The 18,036-nt window shown below is 68.1% G+C and carries 13 protein-coding genes; 11 read left to right on the top strand and 2 right to left on the bottom strand.

Features of this window, described 5'->3' with window-relative positions:
• Position 1 precedes the first annotated feature (1 nt).
• The 5 genes from BM436_RS06215 (at position 2) to ligD (ending at position 9,117) form a co-directional block, all read left to right on the top strand.
• Entirely contained in the window at positions 2-3,187 is a 3,186-nt protein-coding gene (locus BM436_RS06215; RefSeq protein WP_093554628.1) for an efflux RND transporter permease subunit, read from the top strand.
• Positions 3,187-4,656: an efflux transporter outer membrane subunit gene (locus BM436_RS06210; RefSeq protein WP_093554626.1), complete on the top strand. Its 1,470-nt coding sequence runs from the start codon at positions 3,187-3,189 to the stop codon at positions 4,654-4,656. Before BM436_RS06215 ends, BM436_RS06210 begins: the two co-directional genes overlap by 1 nt.
• Before the next feature lie 210 nt (positions 4,657-4,866).
• A complete protein-coding gene (bla, locus tag BM436_RS06205; RefSeq protein WP_093554624.1) occupies positions 4,867-5,730 on the top strand; it encodes a subclass B3 metallo-beta-lactamase in 864 nt (287 codons plus the stop codon).
• Positions 5,731-5,856: 126 nt separating this feature from the next.
• Complete coding sequence (locus tag BM436_RS06200) at positions 5,857-6,333, top strand: cache domain-containing protein (RefSeq protein WP_093554622.1); 477 nt, start codon at positions 5,857-5,859, stop codon at positions 6,331-6,333.
• 57 nt (positions 6,334-6,390) lie between these two features.
• Positions 6,391-9,117: a DNA ligase D gene (ligD, locus tag BM436_RS06195; RefSeq protein ID WP_093554620.1), complete on the top strand. Its 2,727-nt coding sequence runs from the start codon at positions 6,391-6,393 to the stop codon at positions 9,115-9,117.
• A 115-nt stretch (positions 9,118-9,232) separates the two neighbouring features.
• On the opposite strand, the gene ku is transcribed toward ligD, so the two are convergent.
• Positions 9,233-10,210 (bottom strand): non-homologous end joining protein Ku, encoded by a 978-nt coding sequence (gene ku, locus BM436_RS06190; RefSeq protein ID WP_093554618.1) that lies wholly within the window; start codon positions 10,208-10,210, stop codon positions 9,233-9,235.
• Positions 10,211-10,229: 19 nt separating this feature from the next.
• Complete coding sequence (locus BM436_RS06185; RefSeq protein ID WP_093554616.1) at positions 10,230-11,213, bottom strand: SDR family oxidoreductase; 984 nt, start codon at positions 11,211-11,213, stop codon at positions 10,230-10,232.
• A 198-nt stretch (positions 11,214-11,411) separates the two neighbouring features.
• On the opposite strand from BM436_RS06185, the gene BM436_RS06180 reads away from it, so the two are divergent.
• From BM436_RS06180 to BM436_RS06155, 6 genes are all read left to right on the top strand, one after another.
• Positions 11,412-12,896 carry a GGDEF domain-containing protein gene (locus tag BM436_RS06180; protein WP_093554614.1) on the top strand — a complete coding sequence of 495 codons (1,485 nt, stop codon included), beginning with the start codon at positions 11,412-11,414 and terminating at the stop codon, positions 12,894-12,896.
• A gap of 154 nt (positions 12,897-13,050) precedes the next feature.
• Positions 13,051-13,620, top strand: coding sequence for a TetR/AcrR family transcriptional regulator (locus BM436_RS06175; protein ID WP_093554612.1), 570 nt, complete (start codon positions 13,051-13,053; stop codon positions 13,618-13,620).
• Positions 13,621-13,873: 253 nt separating this feature from the next.
• Entirely contained in the window at positions 13,874-15,523 is a 1,650-nt protein-coding gene (locus BM436_RS06170; protein WP_093554610.1) for a SulP family inorganic anion transporter, read from the top strand.
• 11 nt (positions 15,524-15,534) lie between these two features.
• Positions 15,535-16,068, top strand: a complete 534-nt coding sequence (locus tag BM436_RS38455) for a sugar O-acetyltransferase (RefSeq protein ID WP_093554608.1) — start codon at positions 15,535-15,537, stop codon at positions 16,066-16,068.
• 121 nt (positions 16,069-16,189) lie between these two features.
• Positions 16,190-17,380: a sensor histidine kinase gene (locus BM436_RS06160; protein ID WP_093554606.1), complete on the top strand. Its 1,191-nt coding sequence runs from the start codon at positions 16,190-16,192 to the stop codon at positions 17,378-17,380.
• On the top strand, positions 17,377-18,000 hold the full coding sequence (locus BM436_RS06155; RefSeq protein WP_093554604.1) for a response regulator transcription factor: 624 nt from the start codon (positions 17,377-17,379) through the stop codon (positions 17,998-18,000). Before BM436_RS06160 ends, BM436_RS06155 begins: the two co-directional genes overlap by 4 nt.
• Positions 18,001-18,036 lie beyond the last annotated feature (36 nt).

Genomic DNA, 18,036 nt, shown 5'->3' with positions numbered 1-18,036 from the left:
TATGAACTTTTCACGATTTTTCGTCGATAAGCCGATCTTCGCGGCGGTGCTATCGATCATCATCTTCGTCGGCGGCCTGATTTCCATCTTCAAGCTGCCGATCTCCGAGTACCCGGACGTGGTGCCGCCGTCGGTGGTGGTGCGCGCGCAATACCCCGGCGCCAATCCGAAGATCATCGCCGAAACCGTGGCCGCGCCGCTGGAGGAGCAGATCAACGGCGTCGAGAACATGCTCTACATGTCGTCGCAGAACACCTCGGACGGCTCACTGGCGCTGACCGTGACGTTCAAGATCGGCACCAACGTCGAGCAGGCCGAGTCCCAGGTGCAGAACCGCGTGCAGCGCGCGCTGCCGCGGCTGCCGGAGGAGGTGCGCCAGATCGGCGTGACGACCGTGAAGTCGTCGCCCAACCTGACCATGGTGGTCCACCTGTCGTCCCCGGACGGCCGCTACGACGACCTGTACCTGCGCAACTACGCGGTGCTGAACGTGAAGGACCAGCTGGCCCGCATCCAGGGCATGGGCGAGGTCCAGCTGTTCGGTTCGGGCGACTACGCCATGCGCGTCTGGCTCGACCCGCAAAAGGTCGCGGCCCGCAACCTGACCGCCGGCGACGTGGTGGCCGCCATCCGCGAGCAGAACGTGCAGGTCGCCGCCGGCGTGATCGGCGCCGGCCCGTCCAAGGACGCGGACTTCCAGCTCACCGTCAACACCCAGGGCCGATTGCAGTCGGTGGAGGAGTTCGGCAACATCATCGTCAAGTCCAACGCCGAGGGCGCGGTCACGCTGCTCAAGGACGTGGCGCGCCTGGAGATGGGCGCCAGCTCCTACTCCCTGCGTTCGCTGCTGAACAATAAATCGGCGGTGGCCATCCCCATCTTCGAGGCCCCCAACGCCAACGCGCTGCAGTTGTCGGCCGACGTGCGCGCCAAGATGGCCGAACTGAAGAAAGATTTTCCGGAAGGCGTCGAGTACAGCGTTGTATACGACCCGACCCAATTCGTGCGGGAGTCGATCGACGCCGTGATCCACACGCTGATCGAGGCGATCGTGCTGGTGGCGCTGGTGGTCATCATCTTCCTGCAAACCTGGCGCGCCTCCGTCATCCCGCTGCTGGCGGTGCCGGTGTCGGTGGTGGGCACCTTCGCCGTGATGATAGGCTTCGGCTTCTCCATCAACACGCTGTCGCTGTTCGGCCTCGTGCTGGCGATCGGCATCGTGGTCGACGACGCCATCGTGGTGGTGGAGAACGTCGAGCGCAACATCGCCAACGGCCTGTCGCCGCGCGACGCCACCATCCAGGCCATGAAGGAGGTGAGTGGTCCCATCATCGCCATCGCCCTGGTGCTGTGCGCCGTGTTCGTGCCGATCGCCTTCGTGTCCGGCCTCACCGGCCAGTTCTACCGCCAGTTCGCGCTGACCATCGCGATCTCCACCGTGATCTCGGCCTTCAGCTCGCTGACCCTGGCGCCGGCCCTGTCGGCCGCGCTGCTCAAACCGCACGACGCGCCCAAGGACGCGCTCACCCGCGGCATGGACAAGGTGTTCGGCCGCTTCTTCGCCTGGTTCAACCGCTTCTTCGGCCGCGCCTCGGACAAGTACGAGCTGGGCGTGAAGGGCGTGATGCGCCGCAAGACCGCCACGCTGGCCGTGTACGGCGCGCTGGTGGTGGCCGCCGTGTTCATGTTCAAGGTGGTGCCGTCGGGCTTCGTGCCGTCGCAGGACAAGCAGTACCTGGTGGGCTTCGCCCAGCTGCCGGACGCCGCCTCGCTGGACCGCACCGACGCCGTGATCAAGAAGATGTCCGCCATCGCCCAGGAAATCCCCGGCGTGGAGGCCAGCATCGCCTTCCCCGGCCTGTCGATCAACGGCTTCACCAACGCGCCCAACGCCGGCATCGTGTTCACCTCGCTCAAGCCCTTCCACGAGCGCAAGGACAAGAGCATGTCGGCCGAGGCCATCGCCGCCGAGATCAACAAGCGCATGGGCGCCGTGCAGGACGCGTTCGTGATGGTGTTCCCGCCGCCGCCGGTCAACGGCCTGGGCACCATCGGCGGCTTCAAGATGATGCTGGAGGACCGCGGCAACGTCGGCTACGACGAACTGTACAAGGCCAGCCAGGCGATGCAGGCCAAGGCGTGGCAGAACCCGCAGCTGCAGGGCGTGTTCTCCAGCTTCCAGATCAACGTGCCGCAGCTGTTCGCCGACGTCGACCGCACCAAGGCCAAGCAGCTGGGCGTGCCGCTGGCCACCGTCTACCAGACCCTGCAGATCAACCTGGGCTCGCTGTACGTGAACGACTTCAACCAGTTCGGCCGCACCTACCAGGTGCGCGTGCAGGCCGACGCGCCGTTCCGTTCGCAGGCCGAGCAGATCGCGCAGCTGAAGGTGCGCAACGACAAGGGCGAGATGATCCCGCTGTCGTCGCTGATGCGCGTCAAGGACAGCTACGGCCCGGACCGCGTGCAGCGCTACAACGCCTACGTGTCGGCCGACATGAACGGCGGCCCCGCGCCCGGCGTGTCGTCCGGCACCGCGCAGGCCATCTTCGAGCAGATCGCCAAGGAGACGCTGCCCAAGGGCGTGACCTACGAGTGGACCGACCTGACGTTCCAGGAGATCCTGTCCGGCAACACGATGATCTACGTGTTCCCGCTGTGCGTGCTGCTGGTGTTCCTGGTGCTGGCCGCGCAGTATGAAAGCTGGACCCTGCCGCTGGCGGTGATCCTGATCGTGCCGATGTCCATCCTGTGCGCGCTGATCGGCGTGAAGCTGACCGGCGGCGACAACAACATCTTCACGCAGATCGCGCTGTTCGTGCTGGTCGGCCTGGCGTCGAAGAACGCGATCCTGATCGTGGAATTCGCCCGCGAACTGGAAGACCACGGCCGCACCGTGCTGCAGGCCGCGCTGGAGGCTTGCCGCCTGCGCCTGCGTCCCATCCTGATGACGTCGATCGCCTTCATCATGGGCGTGGTGCCACTGGTGTTCTCCAGCGGCGCGGGTTCGGAGATGCGCCACGCCATGGGTGTGGCGGTGTTCGCCGGCATGCTGGGCGTGACCTTCTTCGGCCTGTTCCTGACGCCGGTGTTCTACGTCCTGTTGCGCACCCTGGCCCAGCGCATTGAAAAGAAAACCCACGCCCCCGCGCCAGCGGCGGCGGTGAAACTGGAAGGGACCCACTAATGAATATGATAGCCAAGGGCGTCGCGCCCCTGGTCGCGGCCTTGCTGCTGACCGCCTGCGCCGCGCCCGCGTTCAAACAGCCGGAGATCGCCGTCCCGGCGGCGTTCAAGGAAAACCAGGCGGTGGTGACGGCCGCCGACGGCACGCGCTGGAAGCAGGCGCAGCCCGCCGAGCAGCAGCCGCGCGGCGAATGGTGGTTGGCCTTCAACGACCCGGCCCTGAACCAGCTGGTCGCCGACGCCACCAAGGCCAACGCCAACCTGGCCGTGGCGGCCGCCCGCGTCAAGCAGGCGCGCGCCATCGCCGGCATCGCCGAGGCGGACCGCGCGCCGCAGGTGGGCGTGGGCGCCGGCGCCCAGCGCAACCGCGCGTCGGCGATTTCGCTGGGCCTGCCGCAAGGCTCGGCCGTGTCGCCGCAGACCAGCTACAGCGCCAGCCTGACGGCCAGCTACGAGGTCGACCTGTTCGGCCGCGTGTCGTCCGAGGTGGCCGCGGCCAACAGCGACGCGGCGGCGGTGGAGGCGAACTACCGCTCCGTGCTGCTGGCGCTGCAGGCCGACGTGGCGCAGACCTATTTCCGCCTGCGCGCCACCGACGCCGAACTGGCCACGCTGGAGCAGACCGTGCGCCTGCGCGAGGAGAACGTCAAGGTCAACCAGCGCCGCTTCGACCTGGGCGACATCGGCGAGTTCGACCTGTCGCGCGCCAAGACCGAGTTGGCCACCACGCGCGCCGAGGCCATCGGCCTGCAGCGCCAGCGCGTCACCACCGAGCACGCGCTGGCGGTGCTGCTGGGCAGGCCGGCCGCCGACTTCACGGCCGGCGTCAGCCCGCTGCTGGACGCCTCGCTGCTGCCGGCCATCCCGGCGGGCATGCCGTCCACCTTGCTGGAGCGCCGGCCCGACATCGCCGCCGCGCAGCGCGCGATGGAGGCGTCCAACGCCCGCATCGGCGTGGCGCGCGCCGCCATGTTCCCGTCGCTGAACCTGAGCGCCTCGGGCGGCGGCGCGGCCGGCGCCTTCGCGGACGTGTTCAAGTGGAGCAGCCGCTCGTGGGTGCTGGGCGCGCTGATGTCGGTGCCGCTGATCGACGGTGGCCGCAACAAGAACAACGTCACGCGCAGCGAGGCCGCGCTGGAGGAATCGGTGGCCGGCTACCGCCAAAGCGTGCTGACCGCGTTCGCCGAGGTGGAGGACAACTTGGCCGGCCTGCGCATCCTGTCCGGCCAGACCGCGCAGATCGAGGACGCGCTGGTCTCCGCGCGCCGCTCGGCCGACCTGGCGCAGAAGCTGTACGCGGCCGGCCGCTCCAGCTACCTGGACCTGCTGGACGCGCAGCGCAACCTGGCGGCGGTCGAACGCAGCGCCGTGCAACTGCGCGGCAGCCGCGCCGTGACCACGGTCGCGCTGATCCGCTCGCTGGGCGGCGGCTGGGGCGGCGCCACGGTGGACAAGGTGGCGCAGAAATAAACGCCGCTTCAAAAAGGGGTCAGGTTCGTATTTTTAAAAAGGGGTCAGGTTCGTATTTTTAATATCGAACCTGCCCCCTTTTTTCACGCGCGATGATTGCCCTTGCGGCGGGCCCGGAAACGGGTCCGCCGTTTTTTTTTCCGCCGCGCGCCCAAGGGGGGACGGAAGGTTTATCATGCCGCCTCCATCCACCCCATAGAAAGCGACCACATGCTACGAGCACTCTCCGCCGCCCTCATCATGGCGCTGGCGCCCACCGCCGTCCTGGCGCACGACAACTGCACCATGTGCGAGGAATGGAACGCGCCACAAGCGCCGTTCTCCCTGTACGGCAATAGCTATTACGTCGGCGTGCGCGGCCTGTCCGCCGTGCTGATCACCGGCCCGTCCGGCCACGTGCTGATCGACGGCGCGCTGCCCGAGTCGGCGCCCCTGATCGTCGACAACATCCGCCGGCTCGGCTTCCGCATCCAGGACGTGAAATACATCCTGAATTCGCACGCCCACTTCGACCACGCGGGCGGCATCGCCGAACTGCAGCGCCTGAGCGGCGCCAGGGTGCTGGCGCCGCCGCTGGGCGCCCAGGTGCTGCGGACCGGCAAGGCGCTGCCGCAGGACGCGCAGTTCGGCGACCTGTCCGACGTGGCCGTGGTGGCCGACGTGCGCACCCTGGCCGACGGCGAAACCGTCAAGCTGCCCGGCCTGGAGGTGACCGCCCATTACACGCCCGGCCACGCCCCCGGCGGCGCCAGCTGGAGCTGGAAATCGTGCGAAGGCGACAAGTGCGCCAACATGGTCTTCGCCGACAGCCTCTCCGCCATCCCGTTCAACAACTACAAGTTCAGCGCCCACCCGTCTGTGATGGCCGATTTCGAGCGCAGCTTCGCGAAGGTCGAATCGCTGCCGTGCGACGTGATGCTGTCCGCGCATCCGGAAGCGTCGGACCTGTGGACCCGGCAGGCCAGGCAAAAGGAGCTGGGCAATGCCGCCATGGTCGATCCGGGCGCCTGCCGCGCCTACGCCGCCAGGGCCCGCGCCAACTTCGCCAAGCGGCTGGCGGCCGAACGCGGCTAGCTGGAAGTTTGTTGCGGAGAAGGAACGCCGCCGCAAATGCCGCTTGCCGAGGCCGGCCGCCGGGCATAGCATGGTTGGGCCGGAAGGGACAAGGCCAACCATAACGCAAGCCATACGGAGACCGCGATGAAGAGATTCCTGCAGACCATGTTGATGGCATTGCTGATCGGCGCCAGCGCGGTGGCCGGGGCGGCGGACGAGGAGCGCGGCAAGGCGGACGAGGCGGTGGCGCTGGTGAAGAAGGCCATCGCCTATTACAAGGCCAACGGCCGCGAGAAACTGGCGGCCGAGATCAATGGCCGCAGCCCTCAGTTCCGCGAAAAGGACCTGTACCTGTTCCTCTCGCCGATCGCCAACGCCGGCGCCCTGATCGCCCACGGCGCCAACGCCAAGATGGTCGGCAAGTCGCTCGGCGAGCTGAAGGACGTGGACGGCGTGCCCTTCGTGCAAAAGTTCCGCGAAGTGGTCAACAGCAAGGAGGGCAAGGGCTGGGTAGACTACAAATGGCCGAACGCGCAGACGGGCCAGATAGAACAGAAGAGCACCTATCTCGAGCGGGTCGACGACATCTACATCGCCTGCGGCATCTACAAGCCCAAGTAGCCGGCTCTGTTAGCTGGCTAACCGTGGCGCCGCCCATGCCGGCGTAGCATCGCCGGTATGAGCGATACCCTCAAAACCTACAAAGCCAAGCGCGATTTCGCCGTCACGCCCGAACCCGCCGAAGGGGGCGAGGAGGGCGGCGAAAACCGTTCCTTCGTCATCCAGAAACACTGGGCCTCGCGCCTGCACTACGACTTCCGCCTGGAGCTGGACGGCGCCATGAAAAGCTGGGCCGTGCCCAAGGGGCCCAGCTACGACACGCACGACAAGCGCATGGCCGTGCACGTGGAAGACCATCCCATTTCCTACAACACCTTCGAGGGCACTATCCCCGAGAAGCAGTACGGCGCGGGCAAGGTCATCATCTGGGACAAGGGCACCTGGCATCCGCTGGAGGATCCGCGCAAAGGCTACCAGGCGGGCAACCTCAAGTTCGAGCTGCGCGGCCACAAGATGCACGGCAAGTGGGTGCTGGTGCGGATGAAGGGCAAGGGCGAGAGGCAGGAGCCCTGGCTGCTCATCAAGGAAAAGGACGATTACGCCAGGCCGGCCGGGGAGTTCAGCGTGGTGGACGAGATGCCGGACAGCGTGAAGAAGCTGGGCATGCCGAAGGCGGCCAAGTGCGCCGCCGCGGGGCGCGCCAAGTCGTCCGGCGGCGAGCCCGCCGGTGGCGAGTCCGCCGCCAGGGCGGCCGCGGTCAAGGCGCCCGCGGCCAAGGCGCGCAAGGCCAAGGGCGCCCCGACCGGGGACGCCGCCGACGACGACGCGGCGCCCGCGCCCGAGAAGGCCGAGCTCCCCGCCACGCTGACGCCCGAGCTGGCGACGCTGGTGGACGCGCCGCCGCCCGATCCCGAAAACTGGATGTTCGAAGTCAAGTACGACGGCTACCGCATCCTGGCGCGGGTGGACGGCGCGGACATCCAGCTGTTCACCCGCAACGGCAACGACTGGACGCACAAGCTCAAGCCGCTGCACGCCGCGCTGGCGAAGATGAAACTGCCCCGGGGCTGGTACGACGGCGAGATCGTCGTCCACGACGAGAACGGGCGGCCCGACTTCGGCCTGCTGCAGCAAGCGTTCGACGGCGAAAAAACCAACAGCATCGTCTTCTTCGTCTTCGACGCGCCCTACCTCGACGGCTACGACCTGCGCCAGGTGCCGCTGTTCCAGCGCCGCGAACTGCTGGAACAGGTGATGGACAAGGCCGGGTCGGAGACGGTGCGCTACAGCGCCACGCTGGACGCGCCGCCGGCCGAGATGGTGGCGGCGGCGTGCAAGATGGGGCTGGAAGGCATCATCGGCAAGCGGCGCGACTCCCCGTACGCGTCGCGCCGCTCCGGCGACTGGATCAAGCTCAAATGCGGGCAGCGCCAGGAATTCATCATCGGCGGCTACACCGACCCCAAGGGATCGCGGCAAGGCATAGGCTCGCTGCTGCTGGGCGTGCAGGACAAGGACGGCAAGCTGCACTACGCCGGCAACGTGGGCAGCGGCTTCAACGACGAGGGCCTGCGCTCGCTGAAGGCCAAGCTGGACAAGCTGGCGGCGGACGAAAGCCCGTTCGCCCCCGCCAAGGCCATCGACAAGAAGGCGCACTGGGTCAAGCCCACGCTGGTGGCCGAAGTGAGCTTCGGCGAATGGACGCGCAGCGGATCGATACGGCACTCCGTGTTCCAGGGACTGCGCAGCGACAAGCCCGCGCGGCACATCGTGCGCGAACAGCCCGCGCACATGGAGGACATCGCGCACGAGGCGGCGGACAAAGCGGCGGACAAAGCCGAGGACAAAGCGGCCGCGCCATCATCCTCCGGGCGGGCAAGGACGACAGGCGCCGGCAAGGCGCCAGCGGCGTCCGGCCGCGACGGCAAGGGCGGCGCCGCCAGCGCGCCCCAGGGCAATTTGCCCGACACGCTCAAGGTCACCAATCCCGACCGCGTGATCGACGCCGCCAGCGGCACGACCAAAATCGCGCTGGTGCGCTACTACGCGCTGGTGGGCGAGCTGATGATGGAACATTTGAAGGACCGTCCCGTCTCGCTGGTGCGCGCGCCGGCCGGCGTCGGGGGCGAGCTGTTCTTCCAGAAGCACGCCGACGTCGCCAAGATGCCGGGATTGAAACATCTCGCCCAGGAGCTGGACCCCGACCACCCGCCGATGCTGGCGGTGGCCGCGAAGGAAGGGCTGCTATCGACGGCGCAATGGAACGTGGTTGAAATCCACACGCAAAACGCCACCTCGCGCAGCTACGAAAAGCCCAACCGCATGATCTTCGACCTCGACCCCGGCCAAGGCGTCGACTGGCCCGCGATCCAGGAGGCGGCGGAACTGATGCGCGCCTTTCTGGAAGAACTCGGGCTGCCCGCCTTCCTCAAGACCAGCGGTGGCAAAGGCCTGCACGTGGTGGTGCCGCTCAAGCCGCAATACGACTGGGACACCGTCAAATCCTTCTCGCAAACCATCGTCGAGCACATGGCGCACACCCTGCCTGACCGGTTCGCGTTCAAGAGCGGGCCGAAGAACCGGGTGGGCAAGATCTACATCGACTACCTGCGCAACGGCCGGGGCGCCACCACGGTGTGCGCCTGGTCGCCCCGCACGCGGCCCGGGCTGGGCATCTCCATGCCGGTGCGCTGGGACGAGCTGCCGGCGCTGAAGGGCGGCGACCACTGGACGGTGGACACCGTCCACACCCGCCTCGACCAAGGCAACGCCCCCTGGTCCGACTACGCCGACAGCGCCAAAAGCCCCACCGCCGCCATGAAGCAGCTCGGCTTCAAACCTTGATAAAAACACATCGGTGTCAGGCGCGACATTCGGACACGGGCTCGACGGTTCGCCCAAATGACCAGGCGTCAATGTCCGAATGTCGCGCCTGACACCGATGTAAATGTGATAACTTTCAGGCGGCTTTGCGGCGGGGAGGGGCGGGTTTGGAGGCGGTCTTGCTGGCCGTGGCGCGCTTGGCGGCGGGCTTCGCCGCGGGCTTCTTGGCGGCCGCCTTGCGGGGACGCGGCGCCGGCGCTTCCTCTTCCACGGCTTCCTCCTCGTCCTCTTCCTCGTCGTTGGCTGCGCGTCCCTTGCCCTTGGCGCCCAGGCTCTGCTTGAGCAGGGCCACCAGGTCGACCACATTGCTCGACGCGGGCGCCTTCTTCTCCGGCGCGGCCACCGTGATCGATTTGGTCTGCTTGGCCTTGATCTTCTTTTGCACCAGCGCCAGCACGTCGTTCTTGTAGGTGTCGTGGTATTGCTCGGGATTCCATTCCTCCGTCATACCGTCCACCAGCGACAGCGCCATCTTGATCTCCTTGTCCGAGATGCCGGCCGACTTGATCGACTTGGGCGGCAGCTTGAGGTCCTCGGCGCTGCGGATCTCCTCGGCGAAGCGCAAGGTGTTGAGGATGATGCTGTCGTCCACGCACACCAGCGCGCACAGGTGTTGCCGCACCCGTATCACCACCGTGGCGATGGCGATGCGGTCGGCCTTGCGCAGCGTCTCGCGCAGCAGCGCGTACACCTTGTCGCCGCCTTTGCCGGGCGCGAGGTAGTAGGGCGTCTCGTAGTAGGTCAGCGGCACGTCGGCCGCGTTCACGAAGGCGAGGATGTCGATGGTCTGCGTGGCCTTGACGTTGGCCTGCTTCAGGTCCTCGTCCGACAGCACCACGTATTCGCCGTCCTGGTACTCGTAGCCCTTGATGATGTTGTCCCAGCTGACTTCCTTGCTGGTGTTCTTGTTGTAGCGCTTGAAGCCGATCGGCGAGAAGTCCCGCTTGTCGAGCATCGTCAGGTCCAGGTCGTGGCTTTGCACGGCCGTGTGCATTTCCACCGGTATGTGCACCAGGCCGAAGCTGATGGCGCCTTTCCACAATGAGCGTGCCATGGCGTCATCTCCTTGATGGTTAGTCGCCGACGCTGCCGGTCACCGGCAGCACGATGCCCGAGATGTAGCTGGAGCAGCAGGGCGCCGCCAGGAACACGTAGGCGGGCGACAGTTCCTCCGGCTGGGCGGGGCGCTTCATGTCCGTGCTGGCGCCGAACTCCTTGATCTTGTCGGGCGACTGGTCGGCCGGGTTGAGCGGCGTCCACACCGGCCCGGGCGCCACCGCGTTCACGCGGATGCCCTTTTCCAGCAGGTTGGAGGCCAGCGACATCGTGAAGGCGTGGATCGCGCCCTTGGTGGTGGAGTAGTCCAGCAGGTGCTTGGAGCCCCTGAGCCCCACCACGGAGCCGGAATTGATGATCGAGCCGCCGCGCTTCAGGTGCGGCTCGGCCGCCTTGGCCATGTGGAAGTAGCCGTAGATGTTGGTCTTCATGGTCAGGTCGAAGCGCTCCTCGGACAGCTCGGCCAGCGAGCCGGCGTGCTCCTGGAAGGCGGCGTTGTTGACCAGGATGTCCAGGCGGCCGAACTTGGCCAGGGTCTGCGCCACCGCGCCCTTGCAGAATTCCGGGTCGCGCAAGTCGCCGGGCAGCAGCAGGCAGCTCTGGCCCTCGGCCTCGACGAAGCGGCGGGTCTCGGCCGCGTCCTCGTGTTCGTTGAGGTAGACGATGGCCACGTCCGCGCCCTCGCGCGCGTACAGCACGGCCACCGCGCGGCCGATGCCGGAATCCCCGCCGGTGATGATGGCGGTCATGCCGGCCAGCTTGCCGCTGCCGCAGTAGTCGGGCGCGAGGAAGCGCGGCCTCAGCTCCATGTCCGCCTCCATGCCCGGCTTTTCCAGGTGCTGGTCGGGCAGCGGCGGGGCGGGCTGGTCGCTGTGGCCGGTCTGCACCGCCTCCTTGCTCTCGCTCTGCGGACCTTTCTGGCGGTCGCGCTGGTCCTGCTCCCGCTGGATCGCGCGCTGCATGTTGCCGGCCGATCCGGCCTTGTTTTCCGAATTCGTCATGATGCCCTCCTTCTATCTACAGAAGGACAGTATTCGGAAGGCGGACGCCGCTGACGGTGCGCTTCCTCACATAGGCGGCGCTTATTTCGTCGGCGCGGCGATAGATTTTGTGGTTTTTAGGGCAAATAATATTGCATTTTTTTAACTTTATGGCAAACTGGCTGGATACGATTCTTATAATAGGTCTGGGGATATCTCATGGTGCCTGACATCGACAGCCACGCGCGACGTGTGGGCTTGTTTCTGAACCTCGCCGGCGAGCGGCGGGGCGAATTCCAAAGCGCCTGCGGCGAGCTCTTCAATCGCCTGCTGCTGGCCGAAACGTTCGACGGCGCGCAGGGCATGCTGGCCCGCGAGACCGTCGACCTGCTGGTGCTCGATCTGGAAGGCCACGAGGACCACGGCGACCTGCTGTCGGCCGCCAACCTGGTGCGCGCCCGCCACGGCGCGCCCGTGCTGGTTCTGTGTCCCTACAGCAAGACGTCGTGGTTGCCCGAACTGATGGGCGCCGGCCCGCTGAGCTATCGTATCAGCCCCATCCTCAGCGACGAGCTGCAGCAGGCGGTGGGCGCGGCCCTGGCCGTGCCGCTGGACGCCGCCGCGAATGCCCAGCAGCAGTTGCTGGACAAGGAAAAGGAGTTGCGCGACCTGCTGACGGTGCAGCGCAGCGTGCAGCGCGCGCTGACCGGCATGGACGAGTTGCAGCTGATGGCCAGCCAGATCTGCGTGGCGCTGTGCAGCTTCCCCGGCGTGCGCCACACGGCGCTGTTCCATATGAAGGAGCGCGGCAACCTGCGGCTGGAGGCGCAGGAATCGCGCAACCACCTGGACCTGGTGCAGCTGCTCGGCCGCGGCGACAATCTGCTGCAAACGCCGCAGCACGACGCCTTCCCGCCGCTGCTGGCGGTCAGTTCCGGCGACCTGGTGCTGCTGGACGCGCCCGAGAAGGGCGGCGATCCGATGCTGGCGATGGGTCTGCACGATTGCGGCGTGCGCATGGTGCTGGCGATGCCGCTGCGCAGCGAGCCGGGCGGTCCGGTGCTGGGCGCGGTCAGCATGATGTTCGACCGTCCGCTGCAGTTCTCGCGCGAGCAGTTCTCCTGCTTCGGCAGCCTGGCGCAGTTCATCAGCTTCGGCCTGGCGATGAGCGAGCTGAAGCACCAGAACGACGCGCTGGCCGGCCAGCTGACCCAGATCACCACGACCGACGCGCTGACGGGGGCGGTCAACCGTCGCCACGGCGAGAACGCGCTGGACAACGAGATCCGCCGCGCGCGCCGCTACGGCATTCCGCTGGGCGTGATTTCCTTCGACATCGACAACTTCCGTTCGGTCAACGACATCTACGGCTATCCCTGCGGCGACCAGGCCCTGCGCACGGTGGCGCACACGGTGCAGAGCCGTCTGCGCACGTCGGACACGCTGGTGCGCATGCGCGGCGAGGAGTTCCTGATCATCGCCACCCACACCTCGGCGATCGACGCGCTGAAACTGGCCGAAAAGCTGCGCGAGACCATCGCCAGCACCGAGTTGCCGGGATGCGACGCGGTGACCATCAGCCTGGGCGTGGCCCAGGCCGGCCCGGAGGAGGGCGCCAGCACCCTGCTGGAACGCCTGGACGCGGCCCTGCACCGCGCCAAGCGCGCCGGGCGCAACTGCGTCGAACTGGCGATGGCTTCCTGAAGCGGCCCGCCGCCGAGGCGGCGGCGGTCTCGCGTCGCGCGCCCGGCGGCTAAAAGTCTTTCCTCGGGTTTTTAAACCGCCATCATCATCAACGCGCCATATATTATGCTCATAATGTATAGTGGCGAATGGACGTTGACGATGGAGGTGTGCGATGAAGGTAAGCAGGGAGCAGGCGGCGCTGAACCGCGAGCGCATCGTCGAGACGGCGGCCAGGCTGTTTCGGGAAAAGGGCTACGACGGCATCGGCGTGGCGGACCTGATGAAGGCGGCCGGGTTGACGCACGGCGGCTTCTACGGCCATTTCGGGTCGAAAGAGGATTTGCTGGCCGAGGCCTGCGGCAAGGCGCTGGAAAAATCCGCCGAGCGCTGGACGAACGTGGCCGCGCGCGCGCCCGGCCGGCCGCGGGAGGCCATCGCCGAAGCCTACCTGACGGGGCGGCACCGCGACCGGCCGGGCGCCGGCTGCGCCGTCACCGCCCTGGGCGCGGACGTGGCGCGGGCGGGCGAGGCGGCGCGGCGGGCGTTGTCGAACGGCGTTGAACAGCAGTTGGCCATCCTGTCCCGGCTGGAACCGGGCGAGACGGACGCCGAGCGCCGCCGCCGGGCGATCGCCGACTACGCCGCGATGGTGGGCGGCATCGTCCTCGCGCGCATCGCCACCGACCCCGCGCGCTCCGACGAAATCCTCGCCGCCGTCACCGCCGCCCTCACCGAAAAGTAAGCGCCGCCAATAAACCGCCCAGGGCCATTTTCGAAAAGCGCCCTGGGCGTATTTAGCCGCCAGGCAACCACGATCCGGCGCGCCCCGGAGGGGGGCGCGTGCGGGCGGGGCCGGAAAGTTGCCACGCGGCGAAAATGGCCCTGGGCGCTTTTTGCGGGCGGGAAAAAAGAGCCCTGGGCGCTTATTGCTGTCTGTTATGCGCGGGGTGGGCGTGGTAGGCTTCGCTTTTGTCACGAAGCGGATTGGGTGGGGCATGCTGCATTGGCTCAGGCGGTACCGGCGCGCGATGTTGCCTGGCGATGTGGCGGCCGGCGTCGTCGTGGCCATGATGATGATTCCGCAGGGGATGGCGTACGCGCTGGTCGCGGGACTGCCGCCCGTCGTGGGGATTTACGCGAGCATCCTGCCGCCCGTGGTGTACGCGCTGTTCGGCAGCAGCATGACGCAGTCGGTGGGGCCCATGGCCATCGTGTCGCTGATGACGGCCGCGGTGATCGCGCCGCTGGCGCCGGCCGGCTCGGGCCTGTATTCGGTGCTGGCGGCCCAGCTGGCGCTGGTGGCGGGACTGGTCTTGCTGCTGTGCGGCTTGCTGCGCATGGGCTTTTTGGCGAACTTCTTTTCGCGCCCGGTCATGAGCGGCTTCACCGTCGGCGCGGCCATCGTCATCGCTGCGGGACAGGTGCGCACGCTGCTCGGGGCCCCGTTTCCCCATTTTCACCTGCCCAGCGCGCTGCTCGGCGGCGCCTCCCTGCTGGCCCTGGTGCTGGCGAAACGCCACCTGGCGGGACTGCTGCGGCGCTGCGGCATGCGGCCGTCCGCCGCCGACGTCGCCGCGCGCCTGGCGCCCATGCTGGTGGTGCTGGCGGCGACGGCGCTGGTGCCGCTGCTCGGCCTGGAGGCGATGGGCGTGCGCACCACCGGCGACGTGCCGTCCGGCCTGCCGCACCTGAACCTGGCCACGTCCTCCGCGCATTGGCGCGCGCTCTTGCAGCCGGGCCTGCTGATCGGCTTCGTGGTGTTCCTGATGAGCATGTCCTCGGCGCAGGCGCTGGCGCTCAAGCGCAACGAGAAGCTGGTCAGCAACCATGAACTGATCGGCCTGGGGGCGGCGAACGTGGCCAGCATGGTGTCGGGCGGCTTCCCCGTCACGGGCAGCATGTCGCGCTCGGCGGTGAATTTCGCGGCCGGGGCGCGGACGCCGCTGGCGAGCGTGATCGCGGCGGCGCTGCTGGCGCTGTCGCTGACGGCCCCCACCGGCTGGCTGGCGCTGCTGCCCTTGCCGACGCTGGCGGCGACCATCATCGTGGCGGTGCTGGGCATGCTGGAGCTGGACACGCTGCGCACCGCCTGGCGCTACGACCGCGGCGACGCCGCCGCCTGGTTGGCCACCGGCGCCGGCGTGCTGGCGCTGGGCGTGGAGGCCGGCGTGGTGGTGGGGGTGGCGCTGTCCATGGGCACCCTGATCTGGCGCGCCAGCCGTCCCCACATCGCCGTGCTGGGGCGGATACCGGGCAGCGAGCATTTCCGCAACATCGAGCGCTATCCGGCCGAGACGCAGCCGGACATGCTGATGCTGCGCATCGACGCCAACCTGTTCTTCGGGAACGTGGAGGCGGTGGGCGAACGCATCGAGGACGAGGTGCGCACCCATCCCGGCGCGCGCCACCTGGTGCTGGTGATGACGGCCGTCAGCTCGATCGACACGTCGGCGCTGTTCGCGCTGGAGGAGTGGAACCTGAGCCTGGGCCGGCGCGGCGTGACGCTGCACCTGGCCGAGGTGAAGGGGCCGGTGCTGGACCGATTGAAACAGAGCGACCTGCTGCGCCAATTGGGCGGGCCGATTTTCCTGAGCGCGGCGATGGCGTGCGACGCCCTGCACGCCGCCGCGCCCGGGCGACCTTGAAGGAGCAGAACATGCAAGACCAGCCCTACCGCCCGGCCGATTCGCCCGGCGGCGTCGAGCGCCGCCAGGCCAAGCTGCTGTGCGCGGCCTACAACCGCGAGGACGACACCGCCAAGCGCGCCGAGATCCTGGCGAAGCTGATGGGCCGTCCGCACAACGCGCATTTCGAGCCGCCGTTCTTTTGCGACTATGGCCACAACATCCACGTCGGCGACAACTGCTTCGCCAACCACAACCTGGTGATCCTGGACTGCGCGCCGGTGACGCTGGGCGACAACGTGCTGATCGGCCCGAACACGGTGATCTCGGCGGCCAGCCACCCGGTCGATCCGGTGGCGCGCAACGCCGGCGTGTTCGAGGCGCTGCCCATCACCATCGGCAGCAACGTGTGGATAGGGGCCAACGTCACCATCCTGCACGGCGTGACCATCGGCGACAACTGCACCATCGGCGCGGGCAGCGTGGTGGCCAGGGACGTGCCGGCCAACAGCCTCGCGGTGGGCAATCCTTGCCGCGTGGTGCGGACGATAGGGCCGTCGCGCTGAAAGGTTGACGGGCCCTGGTCAAGCCATTACGATTAAGCAAGGGCACGCGCCGCGACGCGGCGCGCCGTCCGTGCGCCAGTGTCTGGACCGTACAACCGCGTTCACCAGGATCGCCATCGCCATGCGGGCTCACGCCGCCATCCCCATCGCCGCCCCGGAGGAGTGCCCGCGCGGCGAAATCCTCGTTGTCGAAGACACGCCCGCCTCGCTGCGGCTGCTCTCCAAACTGCTGACCGACGCCGGCTACCGCGTGCGCGAGGCGCCCAGCGGCGAGCTGGCGCTGTGGAGCGCGCAGGCGCAGGCGCCCGACCTGGTGCTGCTCGACATTCGCATGCCCGGCATCGACGGCTACGAGGTGTGCGGCCGCCTCAAGCGCATGCCCGGCCTGGACGAGGTGCCGGTGATCTTCCTGTCCGCCCACAGCGACATGGACGACAAGCTGCGCGGCTTCGAAGTGGGCGGCGTCGATTTCATCTCCAAGCCCTTCCAGTTCGAGGAGGTGAACGCGCGCGTGATGGCGCACCTGAAGATCCGCCGCCTGCAGCGCCAGCTGGCCGAGCACAACGACCAGCTGCGGCGCGAGTCGCGCCAGCGCCTGGCCGAAATCGCCCACATGAACCGCAACGCCGGCGCCACCGTGTACTGCGCGGCGCTGGTGCACGAGTTGAACCAGCCGCTGGCGGCCATCATGAGCAACGCCGAGGCGGCCGAGCTGTTCATGCGGATGGACCCGCCGGCGCTGGGCGACGTCGAGGAGATCCTGGGCGACATCAAGCGCGACGACCGCCGCGCCAGTGAACTGATACGGCGCATGCGCGAGCTGTTGAGGAAGTCCGACCCGGTGGCGCAGCGGGTGGACTTGAACGAGGCCGTGTCCCAGGTGCGCGCGCTGCTGGCGGGCGAGGCGCGCATGCGCCGCGTGGCGCTGGAGGCCGAGACGGCGCCGGCGGCGCTGCCGGTGTCGGCCGACCCGGTGCAGCTGCAGCAGGTGCTGGTCAACCTGGTGCTGAACGCGCTGGACGCCACCGAGGCGGTGGACGCGGCGGCCCCCCGCGCCGTCGCGCTGCGCGCGCGGCGGCGCGGCGACGGCATGGCCGAGGTGCTGGTGAACGACACCGGCTGCGGCTTCGGCGGCGACCGGGAGCGCCTGTTCGAATCGTTCTTCACCACCAAGCCGCAGGGCATGGGCCTGGGCCTGTCGATCGCCTCGGCCATCGTGCAGGCGCACGGCGGGCGCATCTGGGCAAGCGACAATCCCGGCGGCGGCGCCACGGTCGGCTTCTCGCTGCCGGCGCTCGGGGAGGGGGCGTGAGAATCCACATCATCGAGGACGACGACGCCCTGCGCACGGCGCTGGCGCGCCTGCTGGGCGCCTGCGGCTACCGGGTCGACGTCCACGCCTCGGCGGAGGCCTTCCTGCGCGCCGGGACAGGCGGCGAGGCCGGTTGCATCCTGCTCGACGTGGACATGCCGGGCCTGGGCGGGCTGGAACTGCAGGACCGGCTGCGCGCCAGCGGCAGCATCCTGCCCATCGTGTTCCTGACCGGGAACGGCAGCATCGCCATGAGCGTGCGCGCCATCAAGGCCGGCGCCGAGGACTTCCTGTCCAAACCCGTGGGCAAGGAGGCGCTGCTGGACGCCATCGGCCGCGCCATGCGGCGCTACGAGACGGCCGCCGCGCGCGACAGCCTCCTGAGCGACTTGCGCGGGCGCGCCGCCATGCTCACCGCGCGCGAGCGGGAAGTGTTCGCGCTGGTGGTACGGGGGCTGTTGAACAAGCAGATCGCCTTCGAGCTTGGCAACACGGAGCGCACCGTCAAGGCGCACCGCCGCAGCCTGATGGAAAAGCTGGGCGCCGGCTCGCTGGCCGAATTGGTGCAGATGGCCAACCGCCTGGGCGTTTCCGATCCCGGCCACGGCGCCGTCCAATAGTACGGTGGCGCGGGCGCGACAAATGGTTGGACTTGC

This window comes from Pseudoduganella namucuonensis (genome assembly GCF_900116645.1).
Taxonomy (GTDB): Bacteria; Pseudomonadota; Gammaproteobacteria; order Burkholderiales; family Burkholderiaceae_D; genus Rugamonas; species Rugamonas namucuonensis.
Note: the sequence above shows the minus strand (reverse complement) of the source record. Positions and strands in the feature narration are given on the sequence as shown.